Annotated in this window: 11 protein-coding genes; 5 read left to right on the top strand and 6 right to left on the bottom strand. The window is 57.1% G+C overall.

What is annotated here, in order from left to right:
• The first annotated feature begins 122 nt into the window (after positions 1 to 122).
• The 3 genes from AC0J1C_RS13690 (at position 123) to AC0J1C_RS13700 (ending at position 2,820) form a co-directional block, all read left to right on the top strand.
• On the top strand, positions 123 to 1,469 hold the full coding sequence (locus AC0J1C_RS13690) for a hypothetical protein (RefSeq protein WP_473044344.1): 1,347 nt from the start codon (positions 123 to 125) through the stop codon (positions 1,467 to 1,469).
• A gap of 143 nt (positions 1,470 to 1,612) precedes the next feature.
• On the top strand, positions 1,613 to 1,879 hold the full coding sequence (locus AC0J1C_RS13695) for a hypothetical protein (protein ID WP_473044345.1): 267 nt from the start codon (positions 1,613 to 1,615) through the stop codon (positions 1,877 to 1,879).
• Positions 1,879 to 2,820, top strand: coding sequence for a hypothetical protein (locus AC0J1C_RS13700; protein ID WP_473044346.1), 942 nt, complete (start codon positions 1,879 to 1,881; stop codon positions 2,818 to 2,820). Before AC0J1C_RS13695 ends, AC0J1C_RS13700 begins: the two co-directional genes overlap by 1 nt.
• 341 nt (positions 2,821 to 3,161) lie before the next feature.
• Here AC0J1C_RS13700 and AC0J1C_RS13705 read toward each other — a convergent pair whose 3' ends face one another.
• The 6 genes from AC0J1C_RS13705 to urtA all read right to left on the bottom strand — a co-directional run bounded on the left by AC0J1C_RS13705 (position 3,162) and on the right by urtA (position 10,757).
• Positions 3,162 to 4,811, bottom strand: a complete 1,650-nt coding sequence (locus tag AC0J1C_RS13705; protein ID WP_473044347.1) for a P-loop ATPase, Sll1717 family — start codon at positions 4,809 to 4,811, stop codon at positions 3,162 to 3,164.
• Positions 4,812 to 4,906: 95 nt separating this feature from the next.
• Positions 4,907 to 5,605: an urea ABC transporter ATP-binding subunit UrtE gene (urtE, locus tag AC0J1C_RS13710; protein WP_473044348.1), complete on the bottom strand. Its 699-nt coding sequence runs from the start codon at positions 5,603 to 5,605 to the stop codon at positions 4,907 to 4,909.
• Positions 5,605 to 6,429 carry an urea ABC transporter ATP-binding protein UrtD gene (gene urtD, locus AC0J1C_RS13715; RefSeq protein WP_273207808.1) on the bottom strand — a complete coding sequence of 275 codons (825 nt, stop codon included), beginning with the start codon at positions 6,427 to 6,429 and terminating at the stop codon, positions 5,605 to 5,607. Before urtD ends, urtE begins: the two co-directional genes overlap by 1 nt.
• Positions 6,426 to 7,550 carry an urea ABC transporter permease subunit UrtC gene (gene urtC, locus AC0J1C_RS13720; RefSeq protein ID WP_473044349.1) on the bottom strand — a complete coding sequence of 375 codons (1,125 nt, stop codon included), beginning with the start codon at positions 7,548 to 7,550 and terminating at the stop codon, positions 6,426 to 6,428. Before urtC ends, urtD begins: the two co-directional genes overlap by 4 nt.
• A gap of 192 nt (positions 7,551 to 7,742) precedes the next feature.
• Entirely contained in the window at positions 7,743 to 9,341 is a 1,599-nt protein-coding gene (urtB, locus tag AC0J1C_RS13725; RefSeq protein ID WP_473044350.1) for an urea ABC transporter permease subunit UrtB, read from the bottom strand.
• Between the two features lie 108 nt (positions 9,342 to 9,449).
• Positions 9,450 to 10,757 (bottom strand): urea ABC transporter substrate-binding protein, encoded by a 1,308-nt coding sequence (gene urtA / locus AC0J1C_RS13730; RefSeq protein WP_375192328.1) that lies wholly within the window; start codon positions 10,755 to 10,757, stop codon positions 9,450 to 9,452.
• A gap of 370 nt (positions 10,758 to 11,127) precedes the next feature.
• On the opposite strand from urtA, the gene atzF reads away from it, so the two are divergent.
• Complete coding sequence (gene atzF, locus AC0J1C_RS13735; RefSeq protein ID WP_473044351.1) at positions 11,128 to 12,963, top strand: allophanate hydrolase; 1,836 nt, start codon at positions 11,128 to 11,130, stop codon at positions 12,961 to 12,963.
• A gap of 14 nt (positions 12,964 to 12,977) precedes the next feature.
• The gene (gene uca / locus AC0J1C_RS13740; protein ID WP_473044352.1) at positions 12,978 to 16,610 is read left to right on the top strand and encodes an urea carboxylase; all 3,633 of its coding nucleotides are present in this window, start codon (positions 12,978 to 12,980) and stop codon (positions 16,608 to 16,610) included.
• Positions 16,611 to 16,902: the final 292 nt, after the last annotated feature.

Below are 16,902 nucleotides of genomic sequence, written 5' to 3' on the forward strand. Positions count from 1 at the left end.
ATGAGGTCATTCGACCGCAGATGGTGAAAACTACAAACTCTTACTGTCTCAAAAGGGCGGAATAGAAAATCACTGCTATTCTTAGGTAGGAAACTAAATCTAAGAAAAGCATGGAGCTAGCTGTGACAAACCGTCCTGACTTCCTCACCGGCGGCGAACCTGCCCGACTCATTCCAATAGCCGCCGATAGCGCCAGAGAACAGAAATCGGTCTCCATTATTCTCGCCGGACTTCGCTCCATACTTGAGCTTAGACAGGCGTTGCTGAAATCGCTCAACGTGCGCGTTGGGACGAATGCCAGCCTGGAAGCCTGGACTGAGCCCGTTTTTCAGAACGAGGACAAAAAGGCGGTCAAACTGAAGGATCGACCGGATGGCCTGTTAATCCTTCGCACAGGTCGACGTGAGTGGCGAGCGTTGATAGAGGCCAAGGTTAACAACGACACCATTGGCGAAGAACAGGTATCTCGTTATTTGCAACAAGCAAAAGCTCACAAGCTGGATGCAGTAATAACGATCACCAATCAGTTTGCTGCGCTACCAACGCATCATCCAGTGAAGCTTCCGAAAAACGCCACCAAAACGGTTGCGCTCTATCATTGGTCCTGGGCCTTCATCCGCACCCAGTGCCAGTTGTTACTCAAGAACGAGAGTGTGGACGATGAAGATCAGGTATTCATCCTCAGTGAAATACTGCGATACCTGGAAAGCGACCGCTCCGGCATCACCCATTTCGACCAGATGAACGCCGAGTGGAAGGATGTCGTTAATAAGGTGAAAAGCAACGCTCCGCTCGCCAAAACCAGTGATGAGGTACAGAACACCATCGCCGCCTGGCATCAGGAGCAACGGGACCTTTGCCTGATCATGTCCCGCCTTACCGGCAGCGACGTTTCACTGAAACTGAAAAATGAACATCGCCTTGACCCTGCCAAACGACTGAAGGATGACGCAGAAGCATTCTGCAAAACACCCGCCCTGCACTGCACGCTCAACATCATTAACGCAGCGGCGGACCTGGAAGTAACCGCAGACCTGCAGCGGCGGATGATCTACTGCTCAATGCGCCTGGCGGCACCGAAGGACAAACAGAGCACCAAAGCCAGGGTGAACTGGCTCCTGCGACAACTGAAGAAGACAGAACCCGCTGGGTTCTTCATCCGTGCCACCAGGCCTGGCAAAGCAGAAACAACCTACCAAGCACTAAAAGACTTACGTGATTCGCCGGAGTTGCTGGAATCGGATACCTCGAATACTGCCGCGACGACGCTGGAGGTTGTTTATGAGGTGGATCTTGCGGGAAAGTTCAGTGGGCGGAAGGTGTTTGTTGAGGAGTTGGAGAAAGCGGTTCCGCACTTTTATCAGGAGGCTGGACAGTTATTGAAGGCTTGGACGCCCCCCCCGCCTAAAATTTCAAAAGCTGAAAATGAGTCAAAATCTCGAGGTGAAGACATAGTATTGGAAAAATAGGTCCGTCTAAGTTCTCCCATAACGCACAGAATTCCGATGCATGGTTCCCAAAAGACCCGCGCAGACAAAGTTGGTCAAATTTTATTCAGTAGAGTAGGCTACAAGAGGCCCAAGCTCAAAAAACAACTCAAATTGAGGCGATCATGTCAGGAGATGCAAGCTCGGAAGGAACTGTTAGCGCACCAAGAAAGTTTTTAGTCGAAACGCTGACAGGAATTGTAATTTTTTCGATTATTGCAGGTGCTGCCGTCGGCCTCAGTTTTTTCGTTAAATTTTTAGAAACCAACAATGTTGACGTTGTCGTAATAGTTGGTTTAAAGATAGCTGAATACGCCATTTTTGTTGTCGACTTAATTCTATTCGGACGTTTTTTATGGCGCACTTTCACTACTACTTGGAGTGAATTGTAATGACAACTTTAAGAAAGCAAGAAAAAGAAATTGCACGCGACGCGGTTGCGGAATTCTTCATGCCAGTATCGAGAATCAAAAATCTATTAAAGACAATGCTCACAGCAAAGATTACAGATGAAAAAATAATTGAAAAGATCGATAACCTAGAAAAAAAAATCGAAAGATTATCTCAAGAAAACACTTCGCTTCACTCTGACACAAAAAACCTAACCTATATATTAAATGAACAGAAATATTTGTTGCAATTGATAGGTACAGAGAAAAAAATAAACATTCTAAACAATAAATTCAAAGATCTACTTCTAAACAATGACATTGACAAAGAAAACAATGATACTTACTTAATAGATCTACTATCAAACACTTGGGATCTGAGAACTAGAGAGTTAGAGCATGGCGGAAACTTAACCCATGCAGCATCAGAGATTGGGCTTGCAAATATAGAATTCCTGCTAAAATCGATTGGCAGGATAGAAAAGTCAACGCCATATCTATTTGGTATAAATAAAGGCGGCAGCTTCCTTGCAACCTATTTGGCGCATAGAATGAACCTGCATGAAAAATATATCGTGAAATGTGATTACAGAGTAGACTTTGAAAAAATCATTTGTGAGCAAAGACAAATAGACGGGCCAATAGCGATCATTGACGATGTCACGAGAAGCGGAAGAACTATTCAGGCAGTCAGAAACTACTTAGAACAAACTTATCCCGGATCTAAAATTTTTAGTGTGGTTTTAGTAATGGCCAACCTCAACAGTGAGGGACAGAGTGGGGACTATGCAAAAATTGATTATGCTCCTTGGTTCACAAAGGAAAAAGATGTTGTACTTCCTTGGAGTCACCAGCCAGAATATGAAATAAATTCTGAAGACTATTTCAACGATATTGAAATGGATCAAATCGTCGCTAGACTGACTTTGGACAGACAGCCCTGAGAATACTAGTAACAATTGATTATCTATAGCCAGATCAGCTCATAGAATATGGATTATACACGTTGCTTTTTTTAAAAATCAGTATCAAACCGCGTCACCAAGCGGGGTAATGATTTGGAACCCGATCTTAACATCGACGAGTCCGCAGAGGTCGTGCAACTAAAAAAGGGTGTTTACAATGACGTTAAGGCCCGTCGATAAATGGGTGTTACCGACAGTGGAAATGAAAGGCGAAGCCCAAAACTAACTTGTCCCAGTTCTTCGCCCCCCGGTTTTCCGGTGTATTTCCCGAAACTGGTGGTAAAAGTGAGGTCAAATGCAATGAACGCTTATTCAGGGTCTCAAACGACGAAAGACTTCGCCAAATCTTTATCTTTTATCTCTAAGGCATGCCTTAGCATCTTATGAACTTTAATTTGGTTTGCTCTTCTTACTTCACTCCTTGTAATTCGAGGCTGATCAATGTGTGACCACAGGAAGGTAGCATTTGCGCTCACTTTTATTCCAATAACTCCTGAATGATAGAGACAAATCAAAACCTGCGAAACGAAATCCGCCTCTGTGACTCCTGACTTTGGTTGATAGAGTTTTTTAGCAAACTTTACACATACATCATCAACATCAAGATCGCAAAGCTCCTGAGAAACCTCCTGAACCCTTTGAGTTGTAATATTAGAACGTCCAAATGGAGTTATTAGACCCCTTATCAACTCAACACTCACTTCTAATGCTGGGTAAAACTCCGCCCATTCCTCTTTGAGAGACTTGAGTCTTTTTACAGAATACTTTGCCTCTGCAGAACGAAGTGCTCGCCACGAAATCCTTGGCCTGTCGACAGCGCCGGCGAAACACTCATTTGAAAACTGAATTGCATCGCGAGGACGAAGCAGAGTTCTTTCAATAATGTAGTCGTCCGCCTGCCCGCTACCGTTTTTTTCTGTTTTCGGAAACACATCAGAGAATTCCACACTTTCTGACGTATATTGTCTACGATAAACCTCTCTAACACGCGAATATAGTAAATTCTTCAAGTCATCCTTTGACCATACTATTGGAGTGAGATACGCATCATATTTTTCTTCTTGAAAACCGGAGTCCCTGGTTCGATCAAACACAAGATCTAATAGATCTCTCCTCAAGGCGGTTATTATCTTTACTTGAGGAATCCTCCGCATAGATTTAGTTTCCTCAATTAGAGCTCTAATAAAACGGCATCGCGTATCCGTTTCCGCCCAGTCCTCGTCCAGCTTATCGATCAATATATAATACTGCTTCTGCTTATCCTCGAAAGCATTTTCTGCAAGTAGGTCAAGAACCTCATTTAATCTCTTTATCTGAAGACCACTCACAACTTGAGTAGCAAGTGACTTTATTTCTGTTTTCATTTCTTCAGATAGAGATCTTGCACCGCCGAGGGAAATATCAACTCCACTATATTTAGAACCCAAGCTTGCTTTAACTTCTTTCGTGAATTTTTCCGTGAGTTCTCGCAGTTGGACGTCCGTTTCTTGCCAAAATCGGTCCCCCCACTCTGTAAAGTAATCTAGTGCACGCTTCTTAACGGAGTCACGCTGGACCCATTGGTTTACTCGACTCAAAAAACCTTGATTATCTTGTTCACTCTTAATTGAATATCGCAGCTTCAACAATTCTACCGTCAAAATGTGACGCCAGAGTATTCTATAAAAAAGATCAAGCCTGACGCCTAATTCATTAAAGAATTGAATAATATTTGAATGCTCTAGAAACCTGATAGATATATCATTTGGATCCAAGAAACACGAGTGCTCACACTCATCAGACACTTTGTATAATAGGGCGCTTTTACCTGATCCCGTCCGGCCCAGTACGATTGATCGTGGAGAGGTAACGTCCAACAGATCGTTTAAGTATCCGCTGTCAATAAAGCATCTGCCCAGCAGATCCGAGTCCGCTTCAGCATCTAGCTCGCCGATTTTCAGCCCTTTTTTTATTACTACTGGGTTAGTCATGACGACCTTAAATTCCGTTTCTAGGAGCAATCAGACTATTTATACAACAGAAGAATGTCAAAACTACGGTAATAAGGCCCAGCAAACTCGTAGACTCATACAGTCAAATGCCTTTTGATCAGCGCATCTGATAACTCCGAAATTCGACCCTCAGCAACCCGCCTCCCCCGATCCAAAATCGCAAACCGATCCGCATACTTCCTCGCAAACGGCAACTTCTGCTCAACCAAGAGAACGGTGAGTCCATCCTCCTCAATCAGCCTGCGAATAACCTCCCCAATCTGCGCCACAATGTTCGGCTGAATCCCCTCCCCCGGCTCGTCGAGAATGAGGAGGCGGGGTTCAATCACCAGCGCCCGACCAATGGCCAGTTGCTGTTGCTGCCCGCCGGAGAGGTCGCCGCCTCTACGGTGTCGCATTTCCTTCAGCACCGGGAACAGCTCATACACCCGCTCGGGGATTTTCTTGCTGCCGTCCTGGCGCACGGCCAGGCCGGTGCGGAGGTTTTCTTCCACGGTCAGCAGGGGGAAGATTTGCCGGCCCTGGGGCACGTAGCCGATGCCTAGGCGGGAGCGGTCTTCCACTTTCTTTTTGGTGAGTTCCACATCCCCGGCGAATTCGATGCTGCCGCTTTTGGTGGTTTCCTCGCCCATGATGCATTTCATCAGGGTGGTCTTGCCCACGCCGTTGCGGCCCATTACGCAGGTGCACTGGCCCTGGGGTACGTCCAGGTCGAGATCCCAGAGGGTGTGGCTTTCGCCATAGAACTGGTTGAGCTTCTGGATCTTCAGCATTACGCCTCCTCTCCCAGGTAAACCTTGATCACTTCCGGGTCGTTGGAGACCTGGTCCATGGTGCCTTCGGCCAGCACGCTGCCCTGGTGCAGCACGGTCACTTTTCTTGCGATGGAGCGCACGAAGCCCATGTCGTGCTCCACCACCACCACCGACTGTTTGCCGGCCAGGCTGGTGAGCAGTTCGGCGGTGCGTTCCATTTCCTGTTCGGTCATGCCCGCTACCGGTTCGTCCACCAGCAACAGGCGCGGCTTCTGCATCAGCAGCATGCCGATTTCCAGCCACTGCTTCTGGCCGTGGGAGAGGATGCCGGCCAGGCGGTCCCGCAGGTCTTTCAGGCCGATCATTTCCAGCACCTCGTCGATGCGGTCCCGGTACTCAGGTTTCATGATGGCGGTGAGCGTGGGAAACACGCGCTTGTCTGCCGCCATGGCCAGTTCCAGGTTTTCGAACACGGTGAGGGCTTCGAATACGGTGGGTTTCTGGAACTTGCGGCCGATGCCCAGGGAGGCGATGTCCGGCTCGTTCATGGTGAGCAGGTTGTGGCGGCTACCGAACCACACAGAGCCGGTGTCTGGCCGGGTTTTACCGGTGATGATGTCCATCATGGTGGTTTTGCCCGCGCCGTTGGGGCCGATGATGCAGCGGAGCTCGCCGTCGTCGATGGTGAGGTTGAGGTTGTTGATGGCCTTGAAGCCGTCGAAGCTCACGTTCACGTCTTCCAGGTACAGGATGGGGCCATGGCGCACGTCCACCGGCGATTGCACCTGGGTGAGAAACTCGAACACGTGTTCGCGGTCGGCCAGTTCCTGAAAAATGCTCATGCGGTGGCCTCCTGCCCGGTGGGTGTGTCGTTATCGGTTCTGGCTTTGCGGCGTTTCTGCAGCAGCCCTGCAATGCCCTTGGGCAGGAACACGGTCACCAGCACAAACAGGCCGCCGAGGGCGAACAGCCAGGCGTCCGGCATGATGCCGGTAAACACCGTTTTGGCGTAGTTCACCAGGATGGCGCCGATCACCGCACCGTAGAGCGTTGCCCGGCCACCCAGGGCCACCCACACCACGATCTCGATGGAGAACAGCGGCGAGAATTCGCTGGGGTTGATGATGCCTACCTGAGGCACATACAGCGCCCCGGCCACACCCGCCAGCATGGCGGAGACCACGAACACGAACAGCTGCACCCGCTCCACCCGGTAGCCCAGAAAGCGGGTGCGGGCCTCGGCATCCCGGCAGGCCACGCTCACCCGGCCCAGTTTGCTGGTCACAATGCCCCGGCAAATCACATAGCCGATGGCCAGGGCAATGCCGGTGGCGATGAATAGCCCGAGTCGGGTGGCGTCGGTGCGCAGGTTGAAGCCGAGGATGTCCTTGAAGTCGGTCAGCCCGTTGTTGCCGCCAAAGCCCATCTCGTTGCGGAAGAAGGCCAGCATCAGGGCGAAGGTCAGCGCCTGGGTGATGATGGAGAGGTACACCCCGGTCACCCGTGAGCGGAAGGCCAGGAAGCCGAACACCAGGGCCAGCAGGCCCGGGGCCAGCAGCACCATGAGGAAGGCAAACCAGGCCATGTCGAAGCCGTGCCAGAACCAGGGCAGCTCCTGCCAGTTCAGGAACACCATGAAGTCCGGCAGGATGGGATCGCCATACACGCCCCGGTCGCCAATCTGGCGCATCAGGTACATGCCCATGGCGTAGCCGCCGAGGGCAAAGAAGGCGCCGTGGCCCAGGCTGAGGATACCGAGGTAACCCCACACCAGGTCTACCGCCACCGCCAGCAGGGCGTAGCACAGGTATTTGCCGAGCAGGGTGACGGTAAAGGCGCTGACATGTAGCGGGTGGCCCTGGGGCATAAACAGGTGCAGCACAGTGACCAACACCAGCGCCGCACACAACACACCCAGGAAAATTTGCGTGGATCTCTCTTGTAAGGGTCTTGTTAGCCACATAACTGGTGTCCCTTCTGGCTAATTATTTGATTCACTGAGCCTCTGAACGCCTTGAGAGCAAGGCGCAGTGGCGAAGGTTTGGTGGTTCCAAATCGAGGCGCTGCAACGCGGCTATCAAGGCGTTCAGAGGCTCCCGAAGGGCGAGGCGCTTGCGCCTCGCAGTGGATTAAAGAATTGGCTAGACGGGACACCCTAGCCCTCCGCAGCCCGGCCTTTTTGCGGGAACAATCCCTTCGGCCGTTTCTGGATAAACAGGATGATGAACACCAGCACGATGATCTTGGCGAGTACGGCACCGGCCCAAGGTTCGAGCAGCTGGTTGATGGTGCCCAGGGAAAGCCCGGCAATGAGCGTGCCCCAGAGGTTACCCACGCCACCGAATACCACCACCATGAAGGAATCAATGATGTAGTTCTGGCCCAGGTTCGGGCCCACGTTAGTGAGCTGGGAGAGCGCCACCCCGGCCAGTCCGGCAACGCCGGAGCCGAGGGCAAAGGTCATAATGTCCACACGGGTGGCGCGGATGCCCATGGAGCGGGCCATGGCGCGATTCTGGGTCACGGCGCGCACTTCCAGGCCCAGGCGGGTCTTGCGCATGATCAGCATCAGGCCAGTGAAGACAATCAGGGCGAAGGCCAGCACATAAAGGCGGTTCAACGTGAGCGATAGGGCGTCGTTGATCACCAGTGAGCCACTCATCCAGTCCGGCGTTACCACCGTGCGGTTCTGTGGGGAGATCACCGTGCGCACCAGCTGCTGCAGGATCAGGCTGATGCCGAAGGTGGCCAGCAGGGTTTCCAGGGGCCGGCCTTTCAGGTACTGGATCACGCTGCGTTCGATGATGATGCCGGCGGTGGCGGCAACCAGGAAGCCGGCGGGTATCGAGAGAATCAGCGCCAGGCCGGGCTGGCCGGGCAAGAGTTGCTGCATGCCCCAGGTGGTGTAGGCGCCGAGCATGATCAGTTCACCGTGGGCCATGTTGATCACGCCCATCACGCCGAAGGTGATGGCCAGGCCGATGGCGGCGAGAACCAGCACCGAACCCAGGGAGAGCCCGAAGTAGAGGGTCTCGGCGGCGCGGTTGAGTTTCAGTTTCTGTTCGATGCTTTCCAGGGCCTTGGCCGCCCGGTTGGCCAGTGCTTCGTTGTCACCTCGCACGGCCTCGTTCAGGGCAGCCCGGGCGCGCGGGTGCAGGCTGCCGGCCAGCACGTCCACGGCCTCCAGGTTGCCCTCGCCCACCCGGTAAATGGCCAGGGCCTCTTGAATTCGGTTGCGCACGGCGGCGTTGTCTTCCACCTCAAGCCGTGCTTCCAGCGGCGCCACCAGGGAGGCGTCCACCTTGCCCATCATGTCCCGGGCGGAGGCTTCACGCACGTCCGGGTCTTTGGCGTTCAGGTCCAGCATGGCCAATATGCCCTCAAGCTGGCCCCGGATGCGGTTGTTAATGGCCACTCTGTCCAGCTCACGGCGGGACATTTCGCCCAGGTTTTCACCAGTGAGTGGGTCGGCAATTTCCCAGTCCCGGCCCCGATTGTTCAATACCAGCACCACCTGCCCGGTGTCTTTTACCCGGCTCAGACGGTTAGCCCCGTAGGCTTCGAGCCAGCCCCTGGCCCGTTCGTCGCCGCTGCTGACAATAGCATTTACCGCCTCTTCCACTTTGTTGGCCGGTGCCTCGGCCAGGTTGATCAGAAGGGCTTTGCCAGGATCGGTGTCCTGCGCCGCCGCCGGGAGCGAGAGCAGGGATAACGCCGCCATCAGCAGCAATGTGAGCGATCGGCAGATGCTCATGAGAATGTCCTGTTGGTTGAAAGCGTGGTGCAGGGTGACAGCCGGGGGCGAAACTCTCACCCCCGGCTGTCCTTGGCGCTCGTCCAATATGGCGAGGCCGCTTGAGCCTTACTCGGCTTCCATCGCCATTTCGCCGGCAGAGGCGCCGCAAGTGCCGGTGGCGGTGTTGAAGGTTCCGCAGAACAGCGGCTTGCGCCAGTCGGCGATCATGTCGCGGGAACCCGGCAGGAAGTCAGACCAGGCATCGCCCGCCACGGTGGCCGGGGTTTCCCACACCACGGAGAACTGGCCGTTGTCCTGGATCTCGCCAATCAGCACCGGCTTGGTGATGTGGTGGTTGGGCATCATGGTGGCGTAGCCGCCGGTGAGGTTGGGCACGGTTACGCCGATGATGGCGTCTTTCACCGCGTCCACGTCGGTGGTGCCGGCTTTCTTCACCGCCTCAACGTACATGTTGAAGCCGATGTAGTGGGCTTCCATCGGGTCGTTGGTTACGGCGTCTTCCTTGCCGGTGTACTCGATCCACTGGTCGATGAAGGCGTAGTTGGCGTCGTTATCCACGCTCATGAAGTAGTTCCAGGCGGCCAGGTGGCCCACCAGCGGCGCGGTGTCGATGCCGGAGAGTTCCTGCTCACCCACGGAGAAGGCCACCACCGGGATGTCGGCGGCTGAAATGCCCTGGTTGCCCAGCTCGCGGTAGAACGGCACGTTGGCATCGCCGTTGATGGTGGACACCACGGCGGTCTTCTTGCCGGCGGAGCCGAAGCGCTTGATGTCGGAGACAATATTCTGCCAGTCGGAATGACCAAACGGGGTGTAGTTGATCATGATGTCTTCCTTGGCCACGCCTTTGTCCATCAGGTAGGTCTCAAGGATCTTGTTGGTGGTGCGCGGGTACACGTAATCCGTGCCCGCCAGCACCCAGCGCTCCACGCCGATTTCGTTCATCAGGTAGTTCACCGCCGGAATCGCCTGCTGGTTGGGCGCCGCGCCGGTGTAGAACACGTTCTCGGAGGATTCCTCACCCTCGTACTGCACCGGGTAGAACAGCAGGCCGTTCAGCTCTTCCACCACCGGCAGTACCGATTTGCGGGAAACGGAGGTCCAGTTGCCGAAAATCACGTCCACTTTTTCCTGGGCCAGCAGCTCCCGGGCCTTTTCCGCGAACAGCGGCCAGTTGGAGGCGGGGTCAACCACCACGGCCTCGAGCTGGCGACCGAGCACGCCACCCTTGGCGTTCTGCTGCTCGATCAGCATTTCAACAGTGTCTTTGAGTACGGTTTCACTGATGGCCATGGTGCCGGAGAGGCTGTGCAGAATGCCCACCTTGATGGGGTCTTCCGCTGCCACGGAATTAAAGGAGATGGAAAGTGCGAGTGCAGAGAGGCCCAGTTTCACGTGTTTTTTGAAGCTCATGTCGTGCGTCCTTTTCTTGAGTTGGGTCTTGCCTTGAGTCGTGTGTTGAAGCGTGCAGTTCGTCATGAAACGCACCGGAGCCTCTGCATCTGCTGTTCCACATTCCCTGCAAATCCAGCTAAAACAATCATTTAACTAGTATACAAGCAGACAGAACCCCACCCGGCACCTGCTTACACCCCGCCAAGCCCCTGTTTTACAGACCAGTTTTGGTGCGCCCGCACCGGCATTGGGCAGCCCTCGCCAGCGCGACCTCACGCACAAAAACCATAACCCTCTGTTTTTACATGTTAATCAAGAAAAATCCGCAAATGGCACAGGCATTGCCATTCCACATGTATACAAGATGAATTGCACATGAGGACAACCAATGCCTTCAACACTCGGATGGACCATCAAGGACTGGCAGAACGCCTACAGAGAGGGCGCATCGCCGGCAGCACTGCTGGGCGAACTGCTGAGCGGGCTGGATACTGAGGATGCCGCCTGGATCTCCCTGCTCGACGGCGATGGCCTCAGCCGCGCACTGGCACACCTGGACCAGACTCTGGAAGCCGCGGGTGGCGACAAAAGTGCACTGCCTCTTTATGGCGTTCCATTCGCCGCCAAGGACAACATCGATGCCGTGGGCTTCAAAACCACCGCCGCCTGCCCGGCCTTTGCCTACACCCCGGAACAGGACGCCGAGGTGATCACCCGCCTGAAAGCCGCCGGCGCGGTGGTGATCGGCAAGACCAATCTGGACCAGTTCGCCACCGGCCTGGTCGGCACCCGCTCGCCCTATGGCGCGGTGCCCAACAGCTTCAAGCCGGAGGTGGTCAGCGGCGGCTCCAGTTCCGGCTCTGCGTCGGTAGTGGCCCGGGGCCTGGTGCCGTTTTCCCTGGGCACCGACACCGCCGGCTCCGGCCGGGTGCCGGCAGGCCTGAACAACCTGGTCGGCCTGAAGCCGACCAAGGGCCTGTTCAGCATTCGCGGCGTGGTGCCGGCCTGTCGCTCCCTGGATTGCGCATCCATCTTTGCGCTTACGGTGAACGACGCCGGGCTGGTATCGGAAGCCATGGCGGGTTTCGACGCCGGAGATGCCTTCTCCCGCAAAGCGCCCTACGCCCTGCCGCTGGACGGCCCCGCCCTGCGTCGACCCGGCCCGATCAAACGGCTCGCCATTCCCGAGCACCCGCAATGGTTTGGCGACCAGCAGTCGGAAGCGGCCTGGAACACCGCCGTCAGCCAGTGGCGCGGACTGGATGTGGAACTGGTACCGCTGGATTTCAGCCCCATGCTGGAACTGGCCGCTCTGCTCTATGAAGGCCCCTGGGTGGCTGAGCGCCACGCCGCCGTGGAAGCATTCATGGCCAGCCACGCCGGGGAGATGAACCCGGTGGTGAAAGGCATTATCGGCAACGCCGGAAAGTTCAGCGCCACCGATACCTTCAAGGCCCAGTACCGCAAGGAAGAACTGCAACGGGAGATCGACGCGCTACTGGCCGATATCGACGCCCTGCTGGTGCCTACGGCGCCAACGGCGCCCACCATTGAGGCGGTGAACGCCGACCCGGTAACCCTGAACAGCCAGCTGGGCACCTATACCAACTTCGTGAACCTGGCGGACATGAGCGCCCTGGCCGTGCCCGCCGGCTTCCGGGACGACGGCCTGCCGTTCGGCGTCACGCTCATCAGCGGCGCCTGGAAGGATGCGGAGCTGCAGCACCTGGCCTGCCAATGGCTGAACGCCCACCCCACCAAATTGGGCGCCACCGACAAACCCCGCCCCGAAGAAGAGCCCGGCGCGGCCATATCAACGCCCACCGTGCAGGTGGCGGTAGTGGGCGCTCACCTCAGCGGCATGCCCCTGAACACCCAGCTGACCGAGCGCTTCTCGGTGCTGCTGGAGCAGACCACCACGTCCGCCAACTACCGGCTCTACGCCCTGCCCAACACCACGCCGCCGAAGCCGGGCCTGAAAAGAGTGGCCGCTGGTGAAGGCGAGCAAATCATCCTGGAAGTCTGGGAAATGCCCGCCTCGGCGTTTGGCTCCTTCGTGGACCTGATCCCCGCCCCACTCGGTATCGGCAACGTGGAGCTGGCCGATGGCCGCTGGGTGAACGGCTTTATCTGCGAAGGCTACGGCTTCGAGGGCGCCCGGGATGTCACCGAGTTCGGCGGCTGGCGCGCTTACATAAACGCACTCAAATCCGGCACGGCATAAGGAGAACCGCCATCATGTTTAGCAAAGTTCTGATCGCCAACCGAGGCGAAATCGCCGTTCGCACCATCCGTACCCTCAAGGCCATGGGCGTTGGCAGCGTGGCTGTCTATTCTCACCAGGATCGCCACAGCCTGCACGTGACCCTGGCCGATGAATCCGTGGCCCTGACCGGCAACGGCGCCAGCGAAACCTACCTCGACAAGGCCCAGATCCTGTCGGCCGCCAAGCACACCGGCGCCGAGGCAATTATTCCCGGGTATGGCTTTCTGTCCGAGAACGCTGACTTCGCCGAGGCCTGCGAGGCTGATGGCATTGCCTTTATCGGCCCCACGCCCGACCAGATGCGCGAGTTCGGCCTGAAACACCGGGCCCGGGAACTGGCAGAAGCCGCCGGCGTGCCGCTGGCCCCGGGCAGCGGCCTGCTGGAAAGCCTGGACGAAGCCCTGCAAACCGCCGAGCGCCTGGGCTACCCGGTGATGCTGAAGAGCACCGCCGGCGGTGGCGGCATCGGCCTGACCCGCTGCAACAGCGAAAGCGAACTGCGGGACGCCTTTGAAACCGTGCGCCGCCAGGGCCAGAGCTTCTTTAATGACAGCGGCGTGTTCTTGGAGCGCTTCATCGCCCGGGCCCGCCATGTGGAAGTGCAGATGTTCGGCGATGGCGCCGGCAATGTGGTGGCCCTGGGCGAACGGGATTGCTCGCTGCAGCGCAGGAACCAGAAAGTGGTGGAGGAAACCCCGGCGCCGAACCTGCCGGCCGCCACCCGCCAGAAGATGCTGGATGCCGCCGTCTCCCTCGGGCAGTCGGTTAACTACCGCTCCGCCGGCACCGTGGAGTATATCTACGACGCAGACCGGGACGAATTCTACTTCCTGGAAGTGAATACCCGCTTACAGGTTGAGCACCCGGTCACCGAGTCGGTCACCGGACTGGACCTGATCGAATGGATGCTGAAAATCGCCGCCGGAGAAAGCCCGGACCTGGCGCACTTCGAGCCGGCTCTGAACGGCGCCTCCATGGAAGTACGCATCTACGCCGAAGATCCCTTGAAGGACTTCCAGCCCTCCCCGGGTGAACTGACCGATGTGCACTGGCCGGAAGACGGCGTGCGGGTGGATACCTGGGTGGAAAACGGCAGCGAGGTGTCCGCCCACTACGACCCGATGATTGCCAAGCTGATTGTGCACGGCCAAGACCGGCACGAGGCCCTGGCCAAACTGAAAGCCGCCCTCGCGGAAACCCGGCTGATGGGCATTGCCACCAACCTGGATTACCTGCGCCAGGTGGTGGCCCAGCAGAGCTTTGCCGATGGCGTTGTCTCCACCCGAGCCCTGGAGAGCTTCGAGTTCAAACCCTCGGTGGCCGAAGTGGTCAAACCCGGCACCTACACCACCGTGCAGGACTATCCCGGCCGCGTGGGCTACTGGAACATCGGCGTGCCGCCCAGTGGTCCCATGGACGACTACGCCTTCCGGATTGCCAACCGCATTGTCGGCAACCACACCGAAGCCGCCGGCCTCGAAGCCACCCTGATCGGCCCCAGCCTGAAGTTCCACAAGGACTCCGTGGTTGCCCTCACCGGCGCGCTGACGGATGCCACTCTCGATGACAAACCGGTGGAATTCTGGAAACCCATCACTGTGAAGGCCGGCCAGGTTCTGGCGGTGGGCAAGGCCATCAAGGGCTGCCGCACCTATCTGGCGGTGCGCGGTGGCTTTGATGTGCCGGTGTACCTGGGCAGCCGCTCCACCTTCGCCCTCGGCCAGTTCGGCGGCCACGGCGGCCGGCCTTTGCGACCCGGCGACATGCTCGGCATCAGCCAGATCGATCTGCCGGCCTGCACCACCACGGCACCGACGCATGATCCCGCCCCGGCGGATCCGGATCTCATTCCCGACTATCCGGACCACTGGGAAATCGGCGTACTCTATGGCCCCCACGGCGCCCCGGATTTCTTCACCGAAACGTCCATCGAGAAGTTCTTCGAGCAGGACTGGGAAGTGCACTACAACTCCAACCGCCTGGGCATCCGCCTGAACGGACCCAAGCCCGAATTCACCCGGGCCGACGGCGGCGAGGCGGGGCTGCACCCCTCCAACATCCATGACTGCGAATACGCGATCGGCTCTATCAACTTCACCGGCGACATGCCGGTCATCCTCACCAAGGACGGTCCCAGCCTGGGCGGCTTTGTGTGCCCGGTGACCATCGCCAAGGCGGAGCTGTGGAAGGTCGGCCAGGTGAAACCCGGCGATACGATCCGGTTCGTGGCCATCGATAACGACACCGCTGTGAAACTCTCCGAGCGCCAGGAACTGGCCATCAAGAGCCTGATGGCACCGCCGATGGTAGACCTGGTGAAGCCGGATCTTGAACCGGTGAACGGCCTGTCCGCCACCATCCTGGCCCACCTGGCCGAAACCGACGGGCGCCCGGAAGTGACCTACCGCCAGGCCGGCGACCAGTACATCCTGCTGGAATACGGCCCCAACGTGATGGACCTGGGCTTCCGCCTGCGCATCCACGCCCTGATGGAAGCCATCGCCGACGTGCAACCCAACGGCCTGCTGGAGCTCTCGCCGGGCGTGCGCTCGCTGCAATTGCGCTACGACGCCCGGATTCTCACGCAGGAAGCGCTGATGACCTACCTGCTGGACCTGGAAGCCACCCTGCCGCCCACCGATGAGCTGAAAGTGCGCAGCCGGGTCATTCACCTGCCCATGGCCTTCGAAGACAGCGCCACCCTGGAAGCCGTCGACAAATACCGCCAGTCGGTGCGCGACACCGCCCCTTGGCTGCCCAACAACGTCGACTTCATGCAACGCATCAACGGATTGCCAAGCCGAGAAGCCGTCCGCGACATCCTGTTCTCGGCAAGATACCTGGTGCTGGGCCTGGGCGACGTCTACCTCGGCGCACCCTGCGCGGTTCCGCTGGACCCGAGGCACCGCATGCTCACCTCCAAGTACAACCCGGCCCGCACCTACACGGCCGAGGGCACCGTGGGCATCGGCGGCGTGTACATGTGCATCTACGGCATGGATTCCCCCGGCGGCTACCAGCTGGTCGGCCGCACCCTGCCCATCTGGAACAAATACCTGAAGAACCCCCAGTTCGCCGAAGGCGCCCCCTGGCTGCTGCGGTTCTTCGACCAGGTGTGCTACTACCCGGTCACCGAAGCCGAACTGAACGACATGCGCGACCAGTTCCGCGCCGGCCAGTTGACCGTGAAAATCGAGGAAGAAACCTTCGACCTCAAATCCCACCAGGCCTTCCTGGACGCCAACGCCGACAGCATCGCCGAGTTCCGCGAACTGCAGCAGGCGGCCTATGCTAAAGAGGTGGCCCTGTGGAAAGACAGCGAAGCCGCGGAACTGGACAAACTCGCCAAGGCACCGCCCAAACCGGATGTGTCTGACCTGGCGAAGTTCGGCGAACTGGTGAGCGCGGAGATTGCCGGCAATATCTGGAAGTGCCTGGTGAAACCCGGGGATACCGTGGCCGAGGGTGATCCGTTGGTGATCGTGGAGGCTATGAAAATGGAATTCGAGATAAACGCGACCCAGGCCGGGGAGATCAGTGCCATGCATGTGGAGCCTGGCAAGGCCGTTACTCCGGGGGAGCCTTTGTTGAGCATCAAGGTTTGAGGTTTGGTCTGGCTTTGACTTCGGAGTTTGGCCGCCTCTGGCCGCTAGCTTGGGGGTTTAGCCGATGGTGGCAGGTCTGTCACAGACACGCCGTGAATACGTCCATGTAGGCTTGATCGCAGCATCCATGCTGCTCACAGTCTGTGACAGACCTGCCACCACCGGCTTTCGGACAAGGGAGTCGGGCGTGGATGTCGGGAAGGCTTTGCAAAAGTGTGAGCAGCAGGGATGCTGCGATCAAGCCCCCATGGATGGGTTCACGGCGTCTTTTGCAAAGCCTTCCCGATAGCCG

It is taken from the genome of Marinobacter sp. E2 (genome assembly GCF_055755345.1).

Coding starts and splice junctions, on each gene's coding strand:
- AC0J1C_RS13695 (WP_473044345.1), top strand. CDS start 1,613: ATGTCAGGAGATGCAAGCTCGGAAGGAACTGTTAGCGCACCAAGAAAG.
- AC0J1C_RS13700 (WP_473044346.1), top strand. CDS start 1,879: ATGACAACTTTAAGAAAGCAAGAAAAAGAAATTGCACGCGACGCGGTT.
- AC0J1C_RS13705 (WP_473044347.1), bottom strand. CDS start 4,811: ATGACTAACCCAGTAGTAATAAAAAAAGGGCTGAAAATCGGCGAGCTA.
- urtE (WP_473044348.1), bottom strand. CDS start 5,605: ATGCTGAAGATCCAGAAGCTCAACCAGTTCTATGGCGAAAGCCACACC.
- urtD (WP_273207808.1), bottom strand. CDS start 6,429: ATGAGCATTTTTCAGGAACTGGCCGACCGCGAACACGTGTTCGAGTTT.
- urtC (WP_473044349.1), bottom strand. CDS start 7,550: ATGTGGCTAACAAGACCCTTACAAGAGAGATCCACGCAAATTTTCCTG.
- urtB (WP_473044350.1), bottom strand. CDS start 9,341: ATGAGCATCTGCCGATCGCTCACATTGCTGCTGATGGCGGCGTTATCC.
- urtA (WP_375192328.1), bottom strand. CDS start 10,757: ATGAGCTTCAAAAAACACGTGAAACTGGGCCTCTCTGCACTCGCACTT.
- atzF (WP_473044351.1), top strand. CDS start 11,128: ATGCCTTCAACACTCGGATGGACCATCAAGGACTGGCAGAACGCCTAC.
- uca (WP_473044352.1), top strand. CDS start 12,978: ATGTTTAGCAAAGTTCTGATCGCCAACCGAGGCGAAATCGCCGTTCGC.